The organism is Stenotrophomonas sp. STEN063, assembly GCF_056854515.1.
Map to the genome: position 1 here is coordinate 26328 of NZ_JBXFWF010000017.1, position 24265 is coordinate 50592.

The window sequence follows — 24265 nt, forward strand, 5'->3', positions numbered from 1 at the left end:
TGATGCCGCGTTACCGATACAAGGCGCTGGATGCCCGCGGCGACCTGCTCGAAGGGCAGATGGATGCGGCCAGCGAAGGCGAGGTGATCGCGCGCCTGCAGGAGCAGGGGCATCTGCCGATGGAAGCCAAGCCGGCGACCGGCTCGGCGTTCGAGGGCGGCGGCTGGAAGCAATGGCGGCAGCGTCCGTTTGCCGGCGCCGCGCTGGTGCAGTTCACCCAGCAGCTGGCGACCTTGTTGAGCGCCGGACAGCCCTTGGACCGTGCCTTGTCGATCCTGATGGAAACGCCGGAAGACCAACGCTCGCAACGGGTGATTGCCGATATCCGCGACAGCGTACGCGGCGGTGCGCCACTGTCGCAGGCGTTGGAGCGCCAACACGGCCTGTTCTCGCGGCTGTACGTGAACATGGTGCGCGCCGGCGAGGCGGGCGGCAGCCTGCACGAAACCCTGCAACGGCTCGCCGACTATCTGGAGCGCAGCCAGGAGTTGAAGGGCAGGGTGATCAATGCCCTGATCTACCCGGCGATCCTGCTGGTGGTGGTGGGTCTGGCGCTGCTGTTCCTGCTCGGCTACGTGGTGCCGCAGTTTTCGCTGATGTACCAAAGCCTCGATGTGACCTTGCCGTGGTTTACCCGCGCGGTGCTGGAGGTCGGCCTGCTGGTGCGCCAGGGCTGGTTCGTTTTCATCGTGGTGCCAGCGTTGTTGCTGCTGTGGGTGGAGCGCAAGCGGCGTGATCCGGTATTCCGTCTGGCCTTTGATACCTGGCTGTTGAAACGGTCGATGATTGGCGGACTGGTTGCCAAACTGGAGAGCGCGCGGCTTGCGCGCACGCTTGGCACCTTGCTGCGCAATGGCGTGCCATTGCTCGCCGGGCTGGGCATTGCCCGCAATGTGCTCGGCAACCGTGCCCTGATCGCGGACGTCAGTGAAGCCGCCGAGGCGGTGAAGAACGGTGCCGGGCTGGCTTCGTCATTGGGACGCAATGGCCGCTTCCCGCGCCTGGCCCTGCAGATGATCCAGGTCGGCGAAGAGTCCGGCACGCTGGAAAGCATGCTGCTGAAGACCGCCGATACCTTTGAGCAGGAAAGTGCCCGCGCCATCGACCGCATGCTGGCGGCGTTGGTGCCGGTAATCACCTTGTTGTTGGCGTCGGTGGTGGGCGTGGTCATCATCGCGGTGCTGGTGCCGCTGTACGACCTTACCAATGCCATCGGTTGATCCCTGTTTTCGTGGAAGGATGAAGAAATGAGGCGAACCCTGAAGCAACCCCTGTCACGCGCACGCCAGGCTGGCATGAGCTTGTTGGAAATCATCATCGTCATCGTGCTGATTGGCGCGGTGCTGACCCTGGTCGGCAGCCGTGTGCTGGGCGGTGCCGACCGTGGCAAGGCCAACCTTGGCAAGACCCAGATCCAGACGCTGGCCAGCAAGGTGGAGAACTACAAGCTCGATACCGGCCGCTTGCCGAGCAAGCTGGAGGACCTGTCCACGCAGCCTGCAGGTGTGGCGGGTTGGCTGGGCCCGTATTCCAAACCGGCGGAGTTCAATGATCCGTGGGGCAATCCGGTGCAGTACCGGGTGCCGGGTGAAGGTCGTCCGTTCGATCTGATCAGCCTGGGCGCCGACGGCCAGCCCGGCGGCGAAAGCTACAACGCCGACATCCGCTACGAATAAGCCTTGATGGTCGTGACGCGCTTTCCACTACCGCTTGCTGCCACGCGTGCCGTATCCGCGCGGCCCGCAGGCATGCGCGGCATGTCCTTGCTGGAGATGGTACTGGTGCTGGCGTTGGTCGCCGCGCTGGCGATGATGGCTGCGATGGCGATGAGTGGTGGCATGGACGGCATGCAGCTGCGCTCGAGCGGCAAGACGCTGGCGGCCGAACTGCGTTATGCGCGTACCCGTGCGATCAGTACCGGGGTCGCACAGCAGTTGCAGATCAATCCGGGCAGCCGCCGTTGGCAGGGCGCGGACGGTCACCATGGTGAGCTGCCACAGGCGCTGGTGGTGACATTCACCGGCGCTGGGCAATTGCAGGCGCGCAAGGACGAAGGCGTCGTGCGTTTCTTCGAGGATGGCGCCTCCAGCGGCGGCCGCATTGAACTGCGTGCCGGCAAGGCTGTGTGGCGGATCGACGTTGCGTGGATCACCGGCGAGGTCAAGGCCGGGCCGGTGCGTGAGGGCGCAGGATGAGGCGTCAACGCGGCTATTCGTTGATTGAAGTGATCGTCGCCTTCGGCTTGTTGGCCTTGGCGATGACCTTGCTGCTGGGCAGCCTGTCCGGTGCTGCGCGGCAGGTCAGCATGGCCGACGGTTACGGCCGCGCCGCCCTGCATGCGCAATCGCTGCTGGCGGTTGCGGGGGTTGAAGCGCCATTGCAGGCCGGGCGCCAGCAGGGGGAGTGGGAGCTGGGCCGTTATCACTGGAGCCTGCAGGTTTCCCCCTATGTTGAGCCACGCCAGCAACAGGCGCGGCTGTGGTTGCTGGACCTGCAGGTGCGCTGGGGCGACAGCGCGCAGGAACAACTGCATTGGCGCACCCTGCGACTGCGCGCCAATGCACCGCTGGAAGTGCTGCCATGAGGTCCTCATTGCGTCATCCGCTGCGGGCACGTGGCTTCACCCTGATCGAGGTATTGCTGGCCACCGTGCTGCTGGCGGCAGGCATGGCACTGGCGTTCGCCGCGGTGCGCTCGACGCTCGCGATCAGCAGCCGCGGCGAGGCGATTGCCAGCGGCAACGAGCGCATGCGCGCGGTGGAAGGTTTTCTGCGCCGGCGTCTGGTCTCGGCGATGCCCCTGGCGCTGGAACGCGACGCCCTCAGTGGCAACGCCGCAGTGTTTACCGGTAGCCCGACGCAGCTGCGCTTTGTGGCCAATGTGCCGGATTACCTGGGCCGTGGCGGCCCCTACCTGCACACGCTGGAGGTCAGCGGCAGCGGTTCGACGCAGGAGCTGCGTCTGGGCTTGACCCTGTTGCAATCCGGTCAGCTGCTGGAGGAAAACCCGCCGCGCGGCAGCGAGTTGCTGGCAGATGGACTGAAGCAGGTAAAGCTGCGCTATCGCGGTATCGAACCGGGCACGACTGCAATGGGGCGCTGGCAGGACAACTGGGAGGTCCCGGGCCGCATGCCGATGCTGGTGTCGATTGAAATCACGCCCGCACAGGGTGCGGCCTGGCCGCCGCTGGTGGTGGCCTTGCCGCAGTCCTCGATTGCCGGGAGCTGGCGATGAAGGCGCGCGGTGCAGCCCTGGTGTTGGTGCTGTGGGTGGTGGCTTTGTTGGCTACGACCATTGCCGCGTTTGCCTTGACCGCGCGGGTCGAGCACCTGCAGGGCCGGGTCACCGGTGACCTGGCCGGGGGCGAACAGATTGCCCACGCCGGCATCGACTATGCATTGTCGCGGATGCGCGCCACCCCGACCCAGCCCAGCTGGCGCGCCGATGGCCGGCGTTATCGCTGGCAGTTCGACAGCCGCACGGTGGAGCTGCGCATCGTTGACGAGACCGGCAAGGTTGATTTGAACCAGGCCGACCTGAACCTGCTGCAGGCCTTGCTGCGTGGCCTCGAACTGCCACCGGACAAGGCCGCGCGGTTGGCCGGCGCCATCGTCGATTGGCGTGATCCGGATTCGCTGCTGCAGGTAGCTGGCGGCGCTGAGACCGCCGACTACCAGGCGGCCGGGTTGCCGTATGGCGCCAAGAACGCACCGTTCGACAGCGTCAGCGAACTGCAGCGTGTGCTCGGCATGGAACCAGCACTTTACGTACAGCTTGTGCCGCTGGTGACGGTATACGGTAGCGCCCGGCCCAATCCGCGTTTTGCCCCCGGTCCGGTGTTGACCGCGATGGGAATGGATGCGGCTTTGATCCTGGCCCAGCGCGAACGTGAAGACGGCAATCCCGGAATGGGCGAAACTTCAGCCGGAGGGGGTGACACCGGCACTTACAGTGTCACCAGCAAGGTGCAATTGGTGGCCGAGCGACAGGCAGTTGTCCGCGCGGTGGTGCGTCTGAATCCCGGTGGTGTGGTCGGTGCACCGTATACGGTGCTGCAATGGGAACAGGGAGCGATGTCCAGATGACGGGGTTGCGTGAACGACTGGGGCAGGTGAGTGCACGCATTGCGCCGGGCGCGGGTGGCTTCTGGGCTTGGTGGAGCCAGTCCCTGCTGTCGTGGCTGCCGCTGCGCTGGCAGGCCTTGCTGGGTGTGTCCGATGCACGCTTGCTGTTGGAAGCGGGTAACGCGCAGTTGCTGCTGTCGCTGCAGCAGAACGGCCAGCGGCAGGTGCTGCAGGCGCTGCCTGCCGATGCCACGCCGCACGCGGTGGATGCCGCGCTGCCGCCTCGCGTGGCCAGCCTGCCGCGCCACGGACTGCTGCCAGCCAGCGCGGTTCTGCGCAAACCCTTGCGCATGCCGGCCGCCGCCGAGGCACGCCTGCGCGAAGTGCTGGGTTTCGAGATAGACCGGCAGACGCCATTCACCGCCGCGCAGGTGTATTACGACGTGCGGCTGTTGCAGCGTCGCGAAGATGGACAACTGGATACCGAACTGGTGGTCGTACCGCGACCACTGGTGGATGCGCTGCTGGGCCCGGGTGAGACGTGGCAGCAGCAATTGGATGGCGTGGATGCAGTTGATGCGCAGGGCCAGCCCTTGGGAGTGAACCTGTTGCCGTCGGCACTGCGCCGGCAGCGCCACGATCCCATGCGCCGGCTCAACCGGCTGTTGCTGGTCGCAGGCGTTGTGATGCTGGTGCTTGCCGCGTGGCAGTTGCTGGATAATCGACGCGCCGCCGCGACCCGGCTGGCGGCACAGGTGGATGCAGCTGCGGTGCGCGCGCGTGCGGTGGCCGCGCAGCGGCAGCAGCTGCAGGATATGGTCGATGGCCAGCAGTTCTTCACCGCACAACGCGCCCAGCAGGCGACCGCAACGGAGATCATCAACGAACTCAGCCAGCGCCTGGGCGACGATACCTCGCTGGAGAAACTCTCGATCGAAGGTGGCCGCATGCAGCTGATCGGCATGAGCAGCAGTGCGTCATCGCTGGTTTCCAAGCTTGAGGGCTCAACGCTGTGGAAGACGCCATCGCTGACCGGTGTGTTGCAGACCGGCCAGGGTGCCGCGCGTGAACGCTTCACCCTGACCGCGGAACTGCGCGGCCCCAACCAGGAGGCTGCCGATGGCAACGCATCCCGCACGCCGTGACCGCTGGTTGGCACTTGGCCTGCTTCTGGCCGTACTGGGCATGATTTACCTGCTGCTGGTGCAGCCCTTGTGGGTCCGCCCGATGCTGGTGGTCGAAGCGGAAATCCAGGCCTTGCAGGAGCGCCAGCAGCGCATCGGCATGCAGCTGCGGCAGGCGCCGCAGGTCGCGCAACGGCTGCAGCAGGCCCAGCAGGCACTGGTCGATCAACCCGGCTTCATGGCGGAAAGCTCAGCGGAGCTGGCGACCTCCAAACTGGTGCAACGACTGGAGGAAGCGGCACGTCTGGCCAGTCCGGACCAGCGCAGCTGCGCGATCAGCGATCGCTCGCCGTTGCCGGCCGACAGCACTGGCCGCTTCCCGCGCGTTGCGGTGCAGGCGCGGCTGCGTTGTGGCATGAGCGAATGGATGAACGTGTTGCAGACGCTGGAAACCGGTGCGCCGCAATTGCGCGTGGACCGGCTCGACATCCTGTCCGCCGGCCTGGGCGAAGGCGGTGGCGGACTGGACGTTAGTTTCGAGCTCAGCGGTTACCTGCGCCCGGGCGTGGTCGCGCCAGCGACGGAGGCAGCCAATGCGCAATGACGCAGCGGGTCTACGCACCTGGTTGCTGGCTGCATTCGCGGCTTGGGCGCTGTTGGTGTGGGCAGCCTGCCTGTTCGGCCTTGGCGGCAGGATTGGCAGCAGCAACGCAGCGCTGGAAGTGCCGGCCTTGCCAGCGGTACCGCAGGCGAGGGAGCTGGTGGTCGCCGACAACGCCGAAGCCTTGAACCGGCCACTGTTTGCCAGCGATCGGCGGCCGCATCCGTTCTTCATTGGCGAAGCCGGTGAACCTGCAGCGACAGGTGTGCGCTTGACCGGCGTATTGATGACACCGGGGCTGGACATGGCCACCTTGACCACCGAGCAGGGCAAGTCGCTGCGCCTGCGCCTGGGCGGTGAGGTGCAGGACGGTTGGCAGCTGCTGTCGTTGCAGCCGCGCAGCGCGGTGGTCAGCGGCCCGGCCGGCACGCTCAACCTGGAATTGCAGGTGTTCAGTGGCGGGCTCAAACCGCCAACAGAGGGGGGGGTAGTGCCCCTGCCTGGCAATTCGCAGCCGATTCCTCCGCCGGTCAGCGTTGCTACTCCGCCGCCTGCAGCCGACCCGGTTGCGCCATCGGCAGACCAGATAAAGGCGATCCGTGATCGCATCCAGGCCCGCCGTCGGCAGGCACAACAGAATCAGAACGGCAGCTCCGGCCGCCAGAACCCGTAGAGTGAGCGTATGACATCACGCATAGTTGCAGTCAGCCTGCTGATCGGTGCCCTGAGCGGCTGCGTTACCACGCCGGCACCGGACATCCGTCGCAATGCTGCGACGGATAGCAGTACGCCGGCCCCCGGTGAGGCAGCGCGCACCAATCCGCTCGGCGCCGAAGATCCCCCCAAGGTCGATGACGCCCAAGGCAGGGCGGTGATCCGTCGTGGCAACGGCACGGTCATCAACCGCGCTGCCGCCTCGGCACCGACCCCCGCCTTGACCGCCGCTGGCAACGGCACGGCGGTGTTCAACTTCGAGGGCGAATCGGTACAGGCAGTCACCAAAGCCATCCTCGGTGACATGCTCGGCCAGAACTACGTCATCGCCCCGACCGTGCAGGGCACGGTAACCCTGGCCACGCCCAAGCCGGTGTCGCCGGCACAGGCGCTGAACCTGCTGGAGATGGTGCTGGGCTGGAACAACGCCCGGCTGATCTACAGCGGCGGCCGCTACAACGTGGTGCCGGCTGACCAGTCGCTGGCGGGCACGGTCGCACCGAGCACGGCACCGGCCTCGGCCGCACGTGGTTATGAGGTGCGGGTGGTGCCGCTGCAGTACATCTCGGCCAGTGAGATGAAGAAGGTGCTGGAGCCGTATGCACGCCCGAACGCGATTGTCGGCGTGGATGGCTCGCGCAATGTGATCACCTTGGGCGGCACCCGCGCCGAACTGGAAAACTACCTGCGCACGGTCGAGATCTTCGACGTGGATTGGCTGTCGGGCATGTCGGTGGGCGTGTTCCCGATCCAGTCCGGACGCGCCTCACAGGTGGCCAGTGACCTTGAGAAGGTATTCGGCGAAGCCAGCAAGACGCCAAGTGCCGGCATGTTCCGTTTCATGCCGCTGGACAATGCCAATGCGGTGCTGGTGATCACTCCGCAGGCGCGTTACCTGGACCAGATCCAGCAGTGGCTGGACCGCATCGACAGTGCCGGCGGCAGTGCGCGTCTGTTCTCGTATGAGCTGAAGTACATCAAGGCCAAGGATCTGGCGGACCGCTTGGCCGAAGTGTTCGGCGCTGGCAGTGGTTCGCGTGGCGGGCAGAGTGGTGCCGCTTCGCTGGCGCCGGGCGCCAGTGCAGTCAGCCTGCAAGGCGGTGGCACCGTCGATCCATCGGCCAGCGCCGACGACAACCTCGGTGACGGCGGCGGTTCGTTCGGCAAAAGCGATGGCGTGGGCGGTGGTAGCGGCAGCAGCGGCATGGGCGAGGGCATGGCCTTGCCGCAGCGCAGCTCGGGCAATGGCAGCGTGACCCTGGAAGTGGAAGGCGACCGCGTCGGTGTTTCCGCCGTCGAGGAAACCAATACCTTGTTGGTGCGCAGCACACCGCAGGCATGGCGTTCGATCCGCGAAGTAGTGGAAAAGCTCGATGTGATGCCGATGCAGGTGCACATCGAGGCGCAGGTGGCCGAGGTCGCCTTGAGCGGTGACCTGAGCTATGGCGTCAACTGGTATTTCGAGCAGGCGGTGAACAGGCCGGTTGCCGACGGCGGCGCCGGCCTGCCGTCAGCCCTCGGGCGCGGCATCTGGGGTGATATCGCTGGCTCGCTGATTCCCGGTGACGGCAAAGGCGGCGGCGGGCTGAGCTGGACCTTCCTCGGCAAGAATGCTGCTGCGGTGATCACGGCACTGGACCAGGTCACCGATGTCCGCCTGCTGCAAACCCCGTCGCTGTTCGTTCGCAACAACGCGGTGGCCACGTTGAATGTGGGCAGCAAGATTCCGGTGTATTCGGTGTCGGTGTCCGGCATCAGCGACAACCAGTACGCGCAGGTGCAGTACCTGGAGACCGGCACCATCCTCAAGGTGCGTCCACGTGTCACCCGCGATGGCATGGTGTTCCTGGACATCGTGCAGGAAGTCAGCTCGCCCGAAGGCGAGCCTGATGACAACGGCAACGTACGCATCAACACCCGCCGCATGAAGACCGAAGCGGCGGTCAATGCCGGTGACACGGTGATGCTGGCCGGCCTGATCGAGGACAGTGCCACCAAGGGCTCATCCGGTCTGCCCGGACTGAGCCGATTGCCGGTGATCGGTGGCCTGTTCGGTCGCAAGACGCAAAGCAGCCGACGCAGCGAAGTGATCGTGCTGCTGACCCCGACCATCGTTCGCAATCCTCAGGAGGCGCGCAATCTCACCGACGAGTACGGCAGCAAATTCCGTGCGCTGGATCCGATCAACGCACCCAAGGGTCGCTGAGCATGGCGCTGCCGGTCATCCTGCTGCCGGTGGGTGTGGATGATGCAGCGCTTGATGCCTGCCTGGCGGCATTGGAGAAACACACACCGGCGGGTACGCCGGTGTGGCTGGCCGACGATGGCCAGAGCGGCCCGCGCGGCCAGGTGGTGATCGAACACTGGCTTGCCAGCACCCGCCTGCAGGCCGAGTACACGCGCCGTCCACGTCCGATCGGCGAAGCCGCGCATCTGGACGAGATGCTGAAGGCCTGTGGCGACGCCGATGTCGCCGTGCTTGCACCCGATGCCTTGCCGATGGCCGGTTGGTTGCAGCAGCTCAGCGACTGCCTGGCGCGTGATGCCTCCATCGCCACCGCCACGCCGTGGAGCAACGCCGGCGAAGCCGTATCATGGCCGCGTGCCGGCGAACTCAATCCGCTGCCTGCCGATCCGGCGCGGCTGCTGCAGGCCCTGGCGGCGATGCCCTTGCTGCAGCCCGAGCTGCCCTCTGCGGTCACCCATGCGGTGCTGATACGAGGAAGTGCACGTCGCCGTGCCGGCGGTCTGGATATCCACAGTTATGGTTCGTGGTACGCCGCGCTGGTAGACCTGAGCCTGCGCATGAGCGGGCTGGGTTGGCGCAACGTGCTGTGTGACAACGCCTTCGTTGGCCGCCACAGCGAAGGTCGGCCGGCCGAAGGCGACATGGAGGTGCTGGCCAATCGCTGGCCGGTGTGGACCGCGCGGCTGGCCGCGTTCCTGATGAACGACCCGCTTCATGCCCACCGCCAGCAACTGCAGCAGTTGTGCGAGCAGGCGATAATGCCGCAAGCCCAGCCCGACCTGTTCGATGCCTGTGGTTCCCTTCCAGGCGCGGAGCCGGTGTGAGCGATTCGATTGCGGTGGTGGTGGTCAGTTACCAGAGTGCAAGCACCTTGGATGAGTGCCTGCAGCGTCTGCGCGCCGCCGCCGATGTTGCCGAGATCCGCGTGGTCGACAACGAGTCGCGTGATGGTTCGCTGGCGATCGCACAGCGGCATGCGCTGGCCGACAGCCGTGTGCGTTTCATCGCCAATCCTGACAATCCCGGCTTTGCCACCGCCTGCAACCAGGGCGCAAGCGAATGCCATTCGCCGTGGCTGGCCTTCGTCAATCCCGATCTGATGGTCGAGCCGCAGACCCTGGCGCGTTTGCGCGATCTTGGCCGGCCGTTGGGCGATTGCCTGCTCGGCGTGGAGCAGGTGGACGAGGACGGCGCCGCTGATCCAGCGGTACGCCGCCGCGACCCGGACTTCGCCGCGATGCTGCGCAACCCTGGTGCGGGCTCGCGGCTCGCGGTGCAGGTGGACCATTCGGCAGCGTTGCAGCAGGTGCAGGCCTTGTCGGGCGCGCTGTTGCTGATGCCGCGTGGCTTGTTCGACCGCCTGCACGGTTGGGACGCCGGCTACCGGCTGCATGCCGAAGACCTGGATCTATGCCGGCGCGCACGCCAGGCCGGTGCTGTGGTGGCGATAGCCAATGACTTGAAGGTGCTGCATGTGCGTGGCGTATCCAGCCGTTCGCGGCCGTTTTTCGTGGAATGGCACAAGCATCGCGGCCTGTGGCGCTACTTCCGCAAGTTCGAAGCCAGCCAGCGCAGCCTGCCGGTGAGGGCAGGGGTGTGGTGTGCGATCTGGGCGCATGCGGCGTTGCAGGTGCCGCGCTTGTTGCTGAAGTAAGTTCGGATCTGGGGTGTTGTGGCGTTCAAAGCACCCCTCCCCAGCCCTCCCCTTGGCTGCGCCAAAGGGAGGGAGCAATGCACGCTTCTGCCCCCTCCCTTTGGCGCAGCCAAGGGGAGGGCTGGGGAGGGCTGGGGAGGGGTGCTCTTCGAGCAATCACCCTCCGCCCTAACCCCAGTGCCCGCCACAGACCATGAACAAGCCCCAGCGGCTGGCTGAACCGGAGCAGCCAGCCAGCGCATAATGCCGGGCATGATCATCCAATCCCTGCTCGACACCGACCTCTACAAGTTCACGATGATGCAGGCGGTACTGCACCAGTACCCGGGCGCCATCGTCCAGTACCGGTTCAAATGCCGTACGCCGGGGATTGACCTGGCCGCGTACATGGACGAGATCAACAGCGAGATCGACCATCTGTGCAGCCTGCGCTTCACCGCCGACGAGCTGGAATACATGCGTCGGCTGCGCTTCGTGAAGCCGGACTTCGCCGATTTCCTCGGCCTGTTCCACCTGGACCGCAAGTACATCAGCCTGCGTGCGTCGGAAACCGTGCCGGGTGAGATCGAGCTGGACATCACCGGGCCGTGGCTGCACACCATCATGTTCGAAGTGCCGTTGCTGGCGATCATCAACGAAGTCTGGTTCCGCAACACCACCACCGCTGATTTCGCCGAAGGCGAGCGCCGCCTGCAGGCCAAGACTGCATTGCTGCGCGATACCGCCGGCTTCGAGAACTGCCGCATCGCCGATTACGGCAGCCGCCGTCGCTACTCGCGGGAATGGCATGGCACGATGCTGCCGATGCTGCGCGACGCGCTGGGCCCGCAGTTCGTCGGCACCAGCAACGTGTACTTCGCGCGCATGTATGGGATGACCCCGCACGGCACCATGGCGCATGAGTATCTGCAGGCCTTCCAGGCACTGGGCCCGCGCCTGCGTGACTCGCAGGTGGCGGCATTGGAGTCCTGGGCACGCGAGTACCGCGGCGACCTGGGTATCGCCTTGTCGGATGTGGTCGGGCTGGACGCCTTCCTGCGCGACTTCGACATGTACTTCTGCAAGCTGTTTGATGGCGTGCGCCATGACTCCGGCGACCCGGTTGCGTGGGGCGACCGCATGCTGGCCCATTTCAAGGCCAATCGCGTTGACCCGACCAGCAAGGTGCTGGTGTTCAGCGATGGCTTGAACATCGAGAAGGTGATGCAGCTGTACGACCACTTCCGTGGCCGCTGCCAGGTTGCCTTCGGTGTTGGTACACACCTGACCAACGACCTGGGCCCGACGCCGCTGAACATCGTCATCAAGATGGTCCGCTGCAATGGCCAGCCGGTGGCCAAGCTCAGCGACTCACCCGGCAAGAGCATGTGTGATGATCCGGGCTACCTGTCCTATCTGCGGCAGGTCTTCGAGCTTCAGTAGGCGTCAAACTTCTGTCATCTGGCCTTGACAACTGCGGTTGATTCCTTAACGCAGCGCATCCGTGTGCCTATACCCCTGTAAACGTGAGTCCCATCACGTTATTGTATCGGGTAAGGAACAGATGATCAGGTACAGCCGTTCTCGTCGTTGAATGAGTCCGGCCGGTTGTCTGCAGGGGGGCAGGTGGCTCACTAGGGTCAAGCCGATGGCGTCGCTTTGCAGGCGACTGCCTCGGTTTGTGTGGGTGTGTGCCTGTTTTGTTCGCATCAGCACAGGTGTCTGACGTCGTAATGCGCTTACCGTTTTCAGATGCATTGTTTGCAAATACACGCCCGATAGTGATGCGCTGGTCGCGTCTGATGGCGCGTATTTTCCACTTCTGCGCTGCGGTTTCGCCGGCGGCGCTGGTGCTGTTGCTGATGGGGGTCCATGACGGCAGCTTGATACGTACCTATGGGGTGCTGGCCTTGCTGGCCGGTCTGTTGACCATCCTGGTGTTCACCGCGTTCGGCATGTACGGGCGGGAGATGTTCAGCAATCGGGTGCTGATCCGTTCCACCATCGTTGCCTGGTCGGCCAGCTTCGGCCTGGTGTTGATGCTGCATACCGTGTTCCGGGTGATCGCCTACCTGCCGATCAAGATGGCGCTGCTCTGGTACCTGACGACCTTGTTGTTGCTGGTGCTTGGGCGACTGCTGATGCTGGCGTTCTTCCAGCGGCGGATCCGCGACGGCCACTTCGTTGGCCGCTCGGTGATCCTTGGAGCGACCGAGAACGGCAGCCGGCTCGCACAGCACATGCAGCAGAATGTGGATATCGCCAGTGGCCTGCTGGGCTTCATCGATGACCGCAGTCCAGACCGCATCGCCTCAAACCTGCGGCCGCAGTTGATCGGCAACTTCGCGTTGCTCGAACAGCTGATCCGCAACAACGAGGTGGATCAGGTCCTGATGGCGCTGCCAGCGGCGGCTGAGGGGCGCAACCACCACTACGTTGAGCTGCTCAGGAAAATGCCGGTGCAGGTGTTCCTGGTGCCGGAGATGCAGGCCTTCAACTTCGCGCTGCCGCGTGTTGCGGACATTTCCGACGTGCCGATGCTGGTGGTTTCGGAGCCGCCATTGAAAGGCTGGGCGCCTGCCTACAAGCGTGCCGAGGACGTGGTGCTGGCAAGCCTGGCCTTGTTGCTGCTGTCGCCGTTGATGCTGCTGGTAGCCATCGCCATCAAGTTGGATTCGCGTGGTCCGGTGCTGTTCCGGCAGCGCCGCTATGGCTACAACCACCAGCTGATCGAGGTCTACAAGTTCCGCTCCATGTTCCACGATCAACGCGACATGGATGCGCAGACCCAGACGCGCGCTGGCGATCCGCGGGTGACCCGGATCGGGCGCTTCATCCGCAAGAGCAGCATCGATGAGTTGCCGCAGCTGTTCAACGTGCTGGCCGGCAGCATGTCGATGGTCGGGCCGCGCCCGCATGCCACTGCCACCAAAGCGGCGGATATCCTGTTCGAGGAGGCGGTCGCCAACTATGTGGCGCGGCACAAGGTAAAGCCCGGCATCACCGGTCTGGCGCAGGTGCATGGTTACCGTGGCGAGACCGATACCGTCGAGAAGCTGCAGAAGCGCGTCGAGTACGACCTGGCCTATATCGAGAACTGGTCGCTTGGGCTGGATGCCTTCATCCTGCTGCGCACCTTGCCGGCCGTGTTGTCGATGAAGGCGGCGTACTGATGGCCAGGCCGCGTGTTGCCCTGATCATTCCAGTACGCAACGGTGAAGCGCATATGGCGCGGATGCTGCCTGCGCTGCGCGCGCAGTCGCTGCAGCCGGACGAGCTGCTGATCATCGACAGTGCCTCCACCGATGGCGGTGTCGCGCGCTGGCGCGAGTTTGGTGCGCGCGTCGTGGAGATTGATCCGGCCACCTTCAACCATGGCGGCACGCGGCGTCTTGCGGCCAGCCTGGTCAGCGCCGATGTGCTGATCTACATGACCCAGGATGCGATACCGGTGCCGCCGGATGCGCTGCAGGCGCTGGTGGATGGCGTGTATGCCGCTGACGACGTGGCGGTGGCCTACGGGCGGCAGATTCCGCATCCGGAGGCCGGCATCCTGGCCCGGCATGCGCGCGCCTTCAACTATCCGTCGCAGGGCCGCATCAAGCGCAGCAGCGACGCCGCCGAGCTCGGCATCAAGACCTGCTTCAGTTCCGATGCGTTCTGCGCCTACCGCGCCGACGTGCTGGCCGAGGTGGGCGGGTTTCCAGAGGATGTGATCGGCACCGAGGACACCCATGTCGCCGCGCGCGCGCTGCTGGCGGGCTGGGCGGTCAACTATGTGGCAGCTGCCGAGGCCTGGCACTCGCACGACTACAGCATCGTGGAAGAGCTGCGACGCTACTTCGACATCGGCGTGTTCTATTCGCGCGAGGGCTGGATACGGCAAAGCTTTGGTGGTGCCGGCGGCGAAGGTGGGCGCTTTGTGCGTTCCGAGCTGCGCGCGCTGCGCCAGGCCGGTGCGGTCACTGCAATACCCGGTGCGTTGTTGCGCACCGCTGCAAAGTTCATTGGTTATCGTCTGGGGCACATGGAACGGCATCTGCCGCTGCGCCTGAAGCGACGCATTGGAATGTTTACCGGCTACTGGAGGCAATCATGAAGTCCCTGCGATTGGCGCTGCCGGCGCTGCTTACCCTGTTGGTTACCGCCTGCGCCATGTCCAACGTTGTCCAGCTGCCCGCTGGCAAGGTGGTGCGTGAGCGGCAGATCAGCAATTTCAGCCCGGAACAGCTGCCCAAGCCGGTGCTCAAGGTGCATACCGGCGATGTGCTGCGCATCGTGCGCGATGCGCAGACGCCAGCGGAGAAGGACGAGGCAACGCTGTACCGGGTCAGGCCCGACGGCAATATCGCCTATCCATTCATCGGCATCGTCAAGGCTGGCGGGCGTACCCCCGAAGCAATCGGCGAGGAGCTGAGCGAACGGCTGGATGCGATCTACCGCGAGCCGCGGGTGACCATCAATATCGCTGAAGCGCCCGGTAGCCGGGTGTATGTCGGCGGCGCCGTGCGCAACCCGGGAACCTTCGACCTGATGTCGGCGGTGACCGTGCCACAGGCCATCACCGCCACCGGGGGCGTGCTGCCGACCGCGGACAGCCATCATGTGGCGCTGGTGCGCCAGGATGACGATGGCGTGCAGCAGGTCTATTTCTTCGACTACGCGGCCCTGCTCAGCCCTGCCACCAACGGCCAGCCGGGGGTGCAGCTGCAGCGCGGTGACCTGGTGTTCGTGCCCAGCTCGCGGATCGGCAATGCGATCCAGCGCGTGGACATGTATGTCGGCCAGTTGCTGATGTTCCGTGGTTTCGGTGCATCGGCCAACTACCAGATAAACGAGCCGTCCTACCGGATCAATACGCCAGAGGTAACCGTGCCGTGATCGAAGTCCGTAGCCTTCGCGACGCGCTGCGTCTGCTGTTCATTTTCGCCCGCGAGTTCCGCCTGACCCTGATGGTCACGATCGCGGTGGTGGTGGCCGGTGCCTTCCTGCTGCCCAATCGCTTCGTCTCCGATGCGCGCCTGCTGGTCAAGCCAACGCAGAGCGCCAGCGTGCAGTTGCCGGTGCAGCCGGGCCCGGAGTCGGGCTTCGTGCAGCAGAGCCCGCAGCGCGATCCGTTGCTGGATGAGGAAAAGATGGCGACCAGCGCACCGGTCATGCTGAAGGTCGCCAAGGCCTACCTGGCGATGTCATCGGTACCGCCGCAGGGCGGCTGGGCGCGCTTCAAGTTCCAGATGGGCAAGGCGGCGGCCTGGTGCAAGGAAGTTGTCCGTGATGTGTTCGTCGGCGTGGGCCTGATGGACAAGGCGCCGCCGGAGGATCGCCTTGCGGCACGCCTGGCCAAGCGCCTGACGGTCAGCCACGATCCGGGCTCGAACGTGATGGAGATGCGTGTGACCTGGAGCGATCCGCATGTCGCCCAGGGTATTTCGCAGGCTTGGGTGGACGCGTATTTCGACGAGCGCGCCAATGCCGCTGGCGGTGATGCGCTGTTTGATTTCTACCAGCAGCAGAACACCGAGCTCAACGACACCATCATCAAGCTGAAGCAGCAGTTGCGTGATCGCCTGCGTGTCATCGATGCCACCAGCGTCGAACAGCGCATCGAGGACGTGACCGACCAGTTGCAGAAGCTGTACCGTCACCGCCGCGAACTGCAGGCCGAGCGCGAGGCGCTGCTCGGCATCCTCGGCGCGGCTGGCCGGCAGTTGCCTGCGGTCGCAGGGGAAGTGGTGACCGAGCGCGAGATCAGCCTCAATCCTGCCCGCGAAGACCTCAAGCTGAAGTTGAACGGACTCAAACAGCAGCGCCTGGATCTGCTGCGCAACTTCAAGGAAGGTGCGCCGCCGGTACGTGCGCTGGATGAGAGCATTGCCGGACTGGAAGCGGAGATCGCAGCGGTCAATGACAATGTGGTGCGCTCGCGCAATGTCGCGCCCAACGCCCTGGGCACCCGCCTGCGCCAGGACATGCAGGATGCGCGCATCAATGTGGCCAAGATCGACGCCAACATCGCCGAGATCGATGAGCAGCTCAAGCAGCTGCAGGCCTCGCGCGAAGAAGTGATGGCGGCGGAACCATCGCTGTCGCGCTTGAGCCTGGAGCTGGGTTCTGCCGAGAAGACGTTTGCGCAGTACTCGGACTATCTGCTGCGCGCGCGCGTCATCCGTGACCTGAATCGCAACCGCCTCAGCAATGTGGCGCTGGTCGGTGAATCGAGCTTCACCCCGTCGCGCGTGTTCCCGAAGAGCATGTTGATGCTGCTGCTGACCATTCCGGTGGCGCTGGCCGTGGCCTTGGTGGTGGTGTTCCTGCTGTACCTGATGGACCAGCGTATCCATGACGGTGGCCGCATCGAGAAAACCTTCAACGTGCCCCTGTTGGCCACGGTACCGGAGATCGAACGCGACCAGGATGCTTCGCAACCCTTGCGTGCGGCCTTGTACCGCATCTATTGCCGCCTGCCGCTGGAGCAGATCGCCGAGCATGGCCTGTCGGTGGGCCTGACCTCGGGCCGTTCCGGCGAAGGCGTGAGCTTCATTGCCTCGCGTCTGGCCATCGTGCTCAGGCAGCAGGGCTATAGCGTGCGCGAGGGCGCACTGCCGGCGCAGCCGGGCGAAATGGTGATCGTGCAGGCGCCGCCGCTGAGCGACGAGCACGCGCTGATTGCGTTGCGCGGCTGCGATCGCATCATTCTGGTGGTGCAGGCGCGCAGCACCACGGTGCCGGCAGTGGAAAACGCCCTGGCGTTGCTGCGGGATGCCTTGGGGCGTGTCGACGGCATCGTGCTGAATCGTCGCGTTTTTGAAATCCCGGCCAGGTTCTGGAAGCCGATCAGTCGTTGGCTCGGAGCGTACTGAGTGAAGCTGGCGCTGCTCGCACCGCTGCCGCCGTTGCAGAACGGCATCGCCGACTACGCGCAGGCGTGGATGGAGGCGCTGCGCGGCGCGGGCGTCGATGTGCGGGTACCACCGCAGCACGCAGACGGTGCTTGGGACACAGGTGACGCAGCGTTCTGGCAGGACGTGGATATCGTCCATGCGCAGCTGGGCGGTGGACGCAGCCCCGAGTTCCTCGCGCTTGAACAACTACGTGCGCGCTGGCCGCAACTGGCGACCAGCGCAACCGTGCATGACCCGGAGCGGCTGGTATGGCGCTCACCGGACCTTGCGCAGGGGCTGGCCCGCCGCATAGCGACCTGGCCGCGCCCCTTGCCGCAGCTGCTGGCGCTGGCACAGGACCGGCGCACGCTGGCGCGCGAGCGCAGCCTGGCTGCCGGTCTGGATGCGATGGTTGCGTTGACCCGTACCGGCGGCAGCTGTCTGGTCGAGCGCATGCAGGTTGCGCCAGGCAAGGTGCACTTCATCGCGCACGGCAATCCGGTGTTTGCTACCGCCGCGTTGCCTGACGGCGAGCTGCTGAAGCTGCTGTATTTCGGTTTCATCTATCCGGGCAAGGGGATCGAGGATCTGTTCGATGCCTTGGCCACCGTTTTTCGCCAGCGCCCGCAGGCGCGGCTTGCAGTGACCATGGCTGGCGGATCGGCGCCTGAGCTGGCGTTTGGCAGCCGCGGCAACTACCTGTCGCAGCTGCGGGGACGCGCTGCCGAATTGGGCATCGCAGATCGGATCGAGTGGCAGCTCGACCTGCCTGCCAGCGGCATCCTGGACTGCGTGCAGGCCCATCACGCGATGGTGTTGCCGTATCGCGATTCAAAGAAGTTGGCCTTGCTTGGCCGCATGCGCGGCACCAGTGGTGCCCTGTCGTGGGCGAACGCCAGCGGGCGCGGGGTGATTGCCTCGGATGCGCGCGCGTTTGCCGAGGAAGTTTCCCACGGCAACGGCGTGGTCTATGCGCAGGGGCAGAGCGCGGCCCTGGCCGAACGGATTGGCAGCCTGCTGGATGAGCCGTCGTTGGCGCACAGCTGGGCGGCAGCGGCATCCGCGCTGGGCGCACAGCGTCAGTGGGCGACCATTGCCAGCGAATTTGCGGCACTGTTTAGATCGGTTGTGGAGCGTAAGCAATGAAAGGACCAGGCATGTTCAAGGCGCGGCTGCTGCGGGTACTTGCATCAGCAGTGCTGGTCGGTTCGCTGCTATGGGGCGTCACTGCCTGTGCCAAGGGCGAACGCGCGGCCCAGGAACTGGTGCCGCCGCGACCGCTGGTGTGGGCCGACTATCTCGGCGTGAACGCACACTTCCTGTGGTTTGAGCCCAGCCAATACCGCAAACAGATGGACCAGCTGCAGGCCCTGGGCCTGCAGTGGGTGCGGGTGGATCTGCACTGGGACACCATCGAACCACGCGAAGGCCAGTTCCGCTGGGATGTACTGGACCCCTTGATGGCGGAAATGGAACGGCGCGGTCTCAAGGCCGAGGTGTATCTGGTCGGATCGGCGCCGCATGCCACCTCCGCACCAGCCGGCAGTCCGAACCCGGACCAATACCCGCCGAAGGATCCCAAGCTCTACGCGCGCGCCCTGGTGCAGCTGGCGCAGCGCTATCCCAAGGTTGTTGCCTGGCAGGTGTGGAACGAGCCCAACCTGCCGGCATTCTGGCGACCGCGCGAGGATCCTGCCGCCTATGGCCAGCTGTTGTTGACCAGCGTGGAGGCCATGCGTCGCGAAGCGCCTGGTCGCAAGATCGTGCTGGGTGGCATGGGCTACTTCAGCCAGATGCCCACCCGCGGTGGCGCGCTGATGGTTGAAGCATTGGCCAAGGGCGGTTTGTTCTCGCTGGACGTGATTACCGCCTATCACCCGTACTCCTTGTATCCGGAAGGCGACGACGCACATGCGATGGACTTCGTGCAGCGTGCCCGCCAAGGCAATGCATCCTTGCGCGCCGCCGGTGCGCGTGACATCTGGGCCGACGAATGGGGTTGGTCCAGCTATGCAGGCCCCAAGGAAGAGCAGCCCATCATCGGCGCACAGGGGCAGGCGGACTTCGTGACCCGTCGCCTGGCGCTGATGAGCGCGCTGGATTACGACAAGATTTTCCTGTTCGCGCTGAGTGACCTGGACCAGCGCGCAGGTGCGCGTGATCGGCGCTATGGGCTGCTGGATGAAGCTGCTGCCGCCAAGCCGGTGTACAGCGCGGTGCAACGGCTGCTGCAGATCACCGGACCGCGTCTGGTCCCGGGCAAGGCGCCGGTATTCACCGGTAATACGCCGGGCATGATCAGCATTGGCTGGCAGCGCCCGGACGGCCGCCGGCTATGGTTGTTCTGGGGCGCGCAACCCGGGCAGGTGCAGGTCAATGGCCTCAAGCAGGCGGTGCTGCACGATGTACTGAGCGGCGCGCACAAGGAGATCGGCAGCGGCGATGCGGTCAACGTACCGGTATCGACGACGCTTTCGGTATTGGAGTGGTGATGCGACCGCTGCGGATTCTGTGGATCCTGCCTTACCTGCCATGGCCAACCACCAGTGGCGGCAAGCTGCGCCAATACCATCTGCTGCGTTGCCTGGCCGCGCGCGGACATCGCATCACCTTGCTGGTGCAAAGCAAAGTGCCGTTGGACGCTGCAACCCAGGCGCAACTCGAGCCGCTGCTGGAGCGCCTGATCGTGCTGCAGCGGCGCCCGCTGCGTTCGTTGAAGACGATGATCAACGGACTGTTGTCACCGGTGCCGCTGTTGGCTTCGGTCAATGGTCACGCGCCGGACTTCGGTCGCACGCTGGGAACGTTGCTGGAGCAGCCTTGGGATGTGGTGCAGCTGGAGCATTCGTACATGTACGAACCGTGCCGGGCGCCATTGCAGCGGTACGCGGCGGGTTTCCTGCTCAGTGAGCACAATGTCGAATCCACGCTTGCCGAGGTCACCTACAGCCGCCTGCCTGCAGTGTTCAGGCCGTTGGCGCGGCTGGACCGTTGGCGCTACCAGCGTTGGGAACGTCACGTAGTGGGTGCAGCACGCAAGGTGGTGGCCTTGACCGAGGATGATGCCAAGGTGCTGGCCGCATACAGCAGGCAGCCCATCGCCGTGGTGGTCAATGGCACCGATACCGAGGCCTTTGCCGAGGTGGTGGCCGATCCTGGCGCCGGACGGATCCTGTTCGTCGGCAACTTCGAGTACGCGCCCAACATCGATGCGGTGGAATGGCTGCTGGACGAGATCATGCCGGCGATCTGGGCGGCTGCAGCGCAGACCCGGCTATGCCTGTGCGGTTACGCATTGCCGACGCACTGGGCCGAGCGCTGGCCGGATGCACGCATCGAGTGGCGCGGTTTCGTCCCCAGTCTGCAACCGGTGCAGGCCAAGAGCAGTCTGTTCCTGGCCGCGCTGCGCGACGGTGGCGGTTCCAAGCTGAAGGTGTTGGAGGCAATGGCGGCGGGCTTGCCGGTGGTCGCCACAGCGCAGGCGGTGTCCGGGCTGGACGTCCAGCGTGGCACGCATTATCAAGGCGGGGGCGATACTGCCGCCTTGGTTGCTGCGGCGCTGCAGCTGCTGGCCGATCCGCAGTTGGCGCATGCGACCGGTGAGGCTGGCCGTGACTACGTGCGCGCGCAACATGATTGGCAGCGTTCGGCCGACCAGTTGGAGGCGGTGTACACCGAGCTGACATGCGCATAGGCATTGATTACCGGCCAGTCACCGCCGCGCCGCACTCGGGCATCGCCCGTCAGGTGCTGGCGCTTGAACAGGCACTGTTGGCCGAAGGCCGTGAACTGGTGCGCTTCAGCATGGCGCCGGATGGGCACCCGCACCGGCAGCTGGCGATCTGTCCGCCTGCGTCGGTGGCAAGCAATGGCCTGCACCGTCCGCGTACGCGCATGGCTTTCGAGCTGGGTTTCCTGCCGGGCGCGTTGCGCCAGCAGGGCATCGATCTGTACATCGCCACCGCCAACAGCGGCTTGCCGCTGCGCCGCCCGGCGACGCTGCGCAGGCAGGTGCTGTTGCTGCACGACGTATTCCAGCTGACCTTGTCAGGGCGTCATGCCACGTGGTTGCATGGTCGTGTCTACGGTGCCATGGACCGCTTCCTGATTGGGCACGCGGTGCGTGCGGCAGACACGATCTGGACGCCATCACAGTTCAGCGCTGGTGAGCTTGCCCGCTTGTATCCGGGTGCGCGGGCGCGGACCTCGGTATTGCCCAACGCAGTGCTGCCATTGGCGGTACCCAGCGCGGCGGCCGATCCAGCCTTGCCCGCGCGTTATTGGCTGGTGGTGGGGACCCGCGAGCCGCGCAAGAACATTCCGTTCCTGCTGCAGCAATGGCGTGCGCTACGTGGGGAAGGTAATCCGCTGCCGGAGCTGGTGCTGGTTGGCGATCGCGCCGATGTGGACGCGGAGCTGGCTGGCCTGCCTGGCCTGCATTGGCGCAGCGGATTGAGTGACGCGCAGCTGTCGCGGCTCTATCACGATGCCGAACGTCTGCTGCACCCGGCGACCGCGGAAGGATTTGGTCTGCCGGTGATCGAAGCATTGGGGTGTGGCACGCCGGTCGCGGTTGCCACCGGCAGTGCGCTGGATGAAATCACTCCACCGCAATCGTTGCGCTTCGATCCACGGAGTGCGACGTCGCTGCGTGATGCCTTGCTCGCAGCGGCTTGCGGGCGTGGCGAGAACGAGGCACGCGAAACCTTGATCACGGCAGCACAGCGCTACGCCGCTGGTCCCTACCAGCAGCGCGTAGCGCAACTGCTGCAGGCGGCGTCGCGATGAGGCTGGGCACGACCATCGCGGTGCTGTGCGGCCTGCTGTTCGGCAGTCTGTTGCTGTTCCTGCCGCCGTCCAAGTTCATCGTGGTGCTGCTGGGATTGCCAGCCGCATTGGTGGTATTGCGTTGGCCAGTGGTCGGCTTGTCGCTGTTCGCGCTGGTGGCGACGTTCATGCCCTTCAGCACCTTGCAGGTCGGCTTTCGTTTCACCGTGGCCGAGGCCATGCTCGGGCTGACCTGGGCCGGGGTGGCATTGCAGTTGTTCTTCCAGCGGCTGGAGCGGCCGCAGTGGGGCAGCGTCGAACGTGGAATGCTGTTGTTGATGGCATTCAGCGCGCTGCCGTTCGTGGTGGGGCAGGTCACGATCGTGGCTGACGGCAACGGGCCGGTGAACTGGGTACGCTGGCTGGCCAACCTGTCATTGCTGCTGTTGGCGCCGCTGATGCTGTCACAGGAGAAGCAGCGCGAGCAGCTGGTGGTGATGCTGTTGCTGGGTAATCTGGCGATGCTGGTGTTGTCGCTGGGGATGTTCGTCAAATCACGCAGCGCACTGGACATGATTCCCGTGCTGGAGAAGCTGCGTTATGCGCACCCGGAGGCCTTGCTGGACATCTTCAGCGCAGAGAACGCACGTCTCGGTTCGCCGTGGGTCCACCCGAACCTGACCGGCGGTGCGATGGCGATGTTCGTGCCACTTGCTGCGTTCTACGGGCTCTACCAGCACGGTTGGCGACGCGTGCTGGGGGCATCGGTGGCCGTGCTCGGCGCGGCTGCCCTGCTGCTGAGCAGCTCGCGCGGCGCCATCCTCGCCATCGGTGTGGTGCTGTTGTGGCTGTCCTGGCTGCGGGTGCCGTATGCGCGGGCAATGGTGATGGCCGGGATCATTCTCGGTGGCGTACTGACCGTGACCTATGCGCCACTGCAGGACCGTCTGGCGACGATGTTCTCATCGGACAACGCCAGTACCGAGGTACGCGTGGATGAATACAAGCGCTTCCCCGAGGCTGTTGCGCGTTATCCCTTGGGAATTGGTTTCCGTACCGAGCCGCCGGTACCCGGCAGTGGATTGCTTGGTATCTCCAACCTGTGGCTGTACTACATGTACAAGCTGGGCCTGCTCGGCATGCTGCTGTACTGCGTGGTGACCTGGCGCTGGTGGCGGCAGGTGCGGCCGCAGGGCAAGGTGCTCACCATCGACCGCCGCAACGGCTTGTGGATGGGCTGTACCACCGCGCTGGTCGCCGCCCTGCTGACAGGGCTGATCGATCACTACTACAGTTTCACCATGGTGCTGGTGGCCTTGTTCTGGCTGGTGATGGGGCTCGGGCTGCAGAGCGCAGCCGCTGTTCCACCCGGCGCAGAGGGCCGGCCTTTATCGAGTTCGAGGAAGCAGCAATGAGGCATCGTATTTTTCATTCCGTCGACCTGCGCTCGCGGCTTGGCGACTACGCTGCGCGCATGGGGGTGGAACCTGCCGCGTTGACCGAGGCCTATGAGTGGTTGCTGGCCAACGAGGGCGCGTTCGAGGAAGCCAGTGGCGATCAGCTGCGCGTGTCGATCTGCTCGGTGGATATTGAATGGCGCCTGCAGCATCCGCTGGGCAAGCGCCTCTACCACGAGTTGAAGATGGAACTGCCGACCAAACTGGTGCCGCGCTACGGCATCAACTGGATCACGTTCAAGGATCGCTGCCTGCGCCTGTGGGAGCAGCTCTACAACATCGCCATCAACAAGGTGCCTTTCCATTGGGTACGCCTGACCTGGCTGCGTATCGGCGGCGCAAAGATTGGTGAGGGCTCCACCATCTGGCGCAACACCGAGGTACTGGGCATGGACAGCCTGGTGATCGGCAAGGACAGCGTGATTGCCTGGCATTGCCAGATCGATGCGCGTGCGGGCCTGCGCATCGGCGACCACGTCGCGATTGCATCGCATGTGCTGATCATCGCCGGGACGCATGACCTGACCGCCCCGGAATTCTGGTCGGTGTCGGCGCCCATCGTGATCGAGGACTATGTGTGGATCGCCAGCCGTGCGCTGGTCGCCCACGGTGCGCACCTGGGGCGTGGCTGCGTGATCACCGCCAATACCGTTGTGGCCAAGGAAGTTCCGCCGTACAAGATCATCGGCGGCAGCGGCGCCAAGCCAATGGGCGAACGCCCGCACAACCTGTCCTACCGGGTGGGTGGCAAGAACATCCTGACCCTGCTGCACTGA

23 protein-coding genes are annotated in these 24265 nt (G+C 65.0%); all 23 read left to right on the forward strand.

The annotated features are described in order from the left end of the window. The first annotated feature begins 2 nt into the window (after nt 1-2). The 23 genes from xpsF (at nt 3) to AC1VWL_RS06660 (ending at nt 24265) form a co-directional block, all read left to right on the forward strand. Nucleotides 3-1220: a type II secretion system protein XpsF gene (xpsF, locus tag AC1VWL_RS06550; RefSeq protein WP_482986166.1), complete on the forward strand. Its 1218-nt coding sequence runs from the start codon at nt 3-5 to the stop codon at nt 1218-1220. A 27-nt stretch (nt 1221-1247) separates the two neighbouring features. After that, on the forward strand, nt 1248-1676 hold the full coding sequence (gene gspG, locus AC1VWL_RS06555) for a type II secretion system major pseudopilin GspG (RefSeq protein ID WP_303748838.1): 429 nt from the start codon (nt 1248-1250) through the stop codon (nt 1674-1676). Nucleotides 1677-1682: 6 nt separating this feature from the next. Further along, a complete protein-coding gene (xpsH, locus tag AC1VWL_RS06560; RefSeq protein WP_482986167.1) occupies nt 1683-2195 on the forward strand; it encodes a type II secretion system protein XpsH in 513 nt (170 codons plus the stop codon). After that, the gene (gene xpsI, locus AC1VWL_RS06565) at nt 2192-2584 is read left to right on the forward strand and encodes a type II secretion system protein XpsI (RefSeq protein ID WP_482986168.1); all 393 of its coding nucleotides are present in this window, start codon (nt 2192-2194) and stop codon (nt 2582-2584) included. Before xpsH ends, xpsI begins: the two co-directional genes overlap by 4 nt. Beyond that, nucleotides 2581-3234: a prepilin-type N-terminal cleavage/methylation domain-containing protein gene (locus AC1VWL_RS06570; RefSeq protein WP_482986169.1), complete on the forward strand. Its 654-nt coding sequence runs from the start codon at nt 2581-2583 to the stop codon at nt 3232-3234. The genes xpsI and AC1VWL_RS06570 overlap by 4 nt, the downstream gene beginning before the upstream one ends. Beyond that, a complete protein-coding gene (locus AC1VWL_RS06575) occupies nt 3231-4085 on the forward strand; it encodes a type II secretion system minor pseudopilin (RefSeq protein ID WP_482986170.1) in 855 nt (284 codons plus the stop codon). Before AC1VWL_RS06570 ends, AC1VWL_RS06575 begins: the two co-directional genes overlap by 4 nt. Then, nucleotides 4082-5209: a PilN domain-containing protein gene (locus AC1VWL_RS06580; protein WP_482986171.1), complete on the forward strand. Its 1128-nt coding sequence runs from the start codon at nt 4082-4084 to the stop codon at nt 5207-5209. The genes AC1VWL_RS06575 and AC1VWL_RS06580 overlap by 4 nt, the downstream gene beginning before the upstream one ends. Beyond that, on the forward strand, nt 5184-5792 hold the full coding sequence (gene gspM / locus AC1VWL_RS06585) for a type II secretion system protein GspM (RefSeq protein WP_482986172.1): 609 nt from the start codon (nt 5184-5186) through the stop codon (nt 5790-5792). Before AC1VWL_RS06580 ends, gspM begins: the two co-directional genes overlap by 26 nt. Next, a complete protein-coding gene (locus AC1VWL_RS06590) occupies nt 5782-6462 on the forward strand; it encodes a type II secretion system protein XpsN (protein ID WP_482986173.1) in 681 nt (226 codons plus the stop codon). The genes gspM and AC1VWL_RS06590 overlap by 11 nt, the downstream gene beginning before the upstream one ends. Nucleotides 6463-6471: 9 nt before the next feature. After that, a complete protein-coding gene (gene gspD, locus AC1VWL_RS06595; protein WP_482986174.1) occupies nt 6472-8709 on the forward strand; it encodes a type II secretion system secretin GspD in 2238 nt (745 codons plus the stop codon). 2 nt (nt 8710-8711) lie between these two features. Then, nucleotides 8712-9575, forward strand: coding sequence for a glycosyltransferase family 2 protein (locus AC1VWL_RS06600; RefSeq protein WP_481533338.1), 864 nt, complete (start codon nt 8712-8714; stop codon nt 9573-9575). Then, the gene (locus AC1VWL_RS06605) at nt 9572-10405 is read left to right on the forward strand and encodes a glycosyltransferase family 2 protein (protein ID WP_482986175.1); all 834 of its coding nucleotides are present in this window, start codon (nt 9572-9574) and stop codon (nt 10403-10405) included. The genes AC1VWL_RS06600 and AC1VWL_RS06605 overlap by 4 nt, the downstream gene beginning before the upstream one ends. Before the next feature lie 252 nt (nt 10406-10657). After that, a complete protein-coding gene (pncB, locus tag AC1VWL_RS06610; RefSeq protein ID WP_481544339.1) occupies nt 10658-11827 on the forward strand; it encodes a nicotinate phosphoribosyltransferase in 1170 nt (389 codons plus the stop codon). 341 nt (nt 11828-12168) lie between these two features. Further along, nucleotides 12169-13557 carry an undecaprenyl-phosphate glucose phosphotransferase gene (locus AC1VWL_RS06615; RefSeq protein ID WP_482986176.1) on the forward strand — a complete coding sequence of 463 codons (1389 nt, stop codon included), beginning with the start codon at nt 12169-12171 and terminating at the stop codon, nt 13555-13557. Next, nucleotides 13557-14483 carry a glycosyltransferase family 2 protein gene (locus tag AC1VWL_RS06620; RefSeq protein ID WP_482986177.1) on the forward strand — a complete coding sequence of 309 codons (927 nt, stop codon included), beginning with the start codon at nt 13557-13559 and terminating at the stop codon, nt 14481-14483. The genes AC1VWL_RS06615 and AC1VWL_RS06620 overlap by 1 nt, the downstream gene beginning before the upstream one ends. Then, nucleotides 14480-15265 carry a polysaccharide biosynthesis/export family protein gene (locus AC1VWL_RS06625; RefSeq protein ID WP_482986178.1) on the forward strand — a complete coding sequence of 262 codons (786 nt, stop codon included), beginning with the start codon at nt 14480-14482 and terminating at the stop codon, nt 15263-15265. Before AC1VWL_RS06620 ends, AC1VWL_RS06625 begins: the two co-directional genes overlap by 4 nt. Then, on the forward strand, nt 15262-17244 hold the full coding sequence (locus AC1VWL_RS06630; RefSeq protein ID WP_482986179.1) for a GumC family protein: 1983 nt from the start codon (nt 15262-15264) through the stop codon (nt 17242-17244). The genes AC1VWL_RS06625 and AC1VWL_RS06630 overlap by 4 nt, the downstream gene beginning before the upstream one ends. Continuing rightward, the gene (locus AC1VWL_RS06635; RefSeq protein WP_482986180.1) at nt 17245-18411 is read left to right on the forward strand and encodes a glycosyltransferase; all 1167 of its coding nucleotides are present in this window, start codon (nt 17245-17247) and stop codon (nt 18409-18411) included. Beyond that, nucleotides 18408-19757, forward strand: coding sequence for a beta-galactosidase (locus AC1VWL_RS06640; RefSeq protein WP_482986181.1), 1350 nt, complete (start codon nt 18408-18410; stop codon nt 19755-19757). Before AC1VWL_RS06635 ends, AC1VWL_RS06640 begins: the two co-directional genes overlap by 4 nt. Further along, on the forward strand, nt 19757-20959 hold the full coding sequence (locus AC1VWL_RS06645; protein WP_482986182.1) for a glycosyltransferase family 4 protein: 1203 nt from the start codon (nt 19757-19759) through the stop codon (nt 20957-20959). Before AC1VWL_RS06640 ends, AC1VWL_RS06645 begins: the two co-directional genes overlap by 1 nt. Continuing rightward, nucleotides 20950-22053 (forward strand): glycosyltransferase family 4 protein, encoded by a 1104-nt coding sequence (locus tag AC1VWL_RS06650; RefSeq protein ID WP_482986183.1) that lies wholly within the window; start codon nt 20950-20952, stop codon nt 22051-22053. The genes AC1VWL_RS06645 and AC1VWL_RS06650 overlap by 10 nt, the downstream gene beginning before the upstream one ends. Further along, nucleotides 22050-23447, forward strand: a complete 1398-nt coding sequence (locus tag AC1VWL_RS06655) for an O-antigen ligase family protein (RefSeq protein WP_482986184.1) — start codon at nt 22050-22052, stop codon at nt 23445-23447. Before AC1VWL_RS06650 ends, AC1VWL_RS06655 begins: the two co-directional genes overlap by 4 nt. Continuing rightward, nucleotides 23444-24265: an acyltransferase gene (locus AC1VWL_RS06660; RefSeq protein WP_482986185.1), complete on the forward strand. Its 822-nt coding sequence runs from the start codon at nt 23444-23446 to the stop codon at nt 24263-24265. The genes AC1VWL_RS06655 and AC1VWL_RS06660 overlap by 4 nt, the downstream gene beginning before the upstream one ends.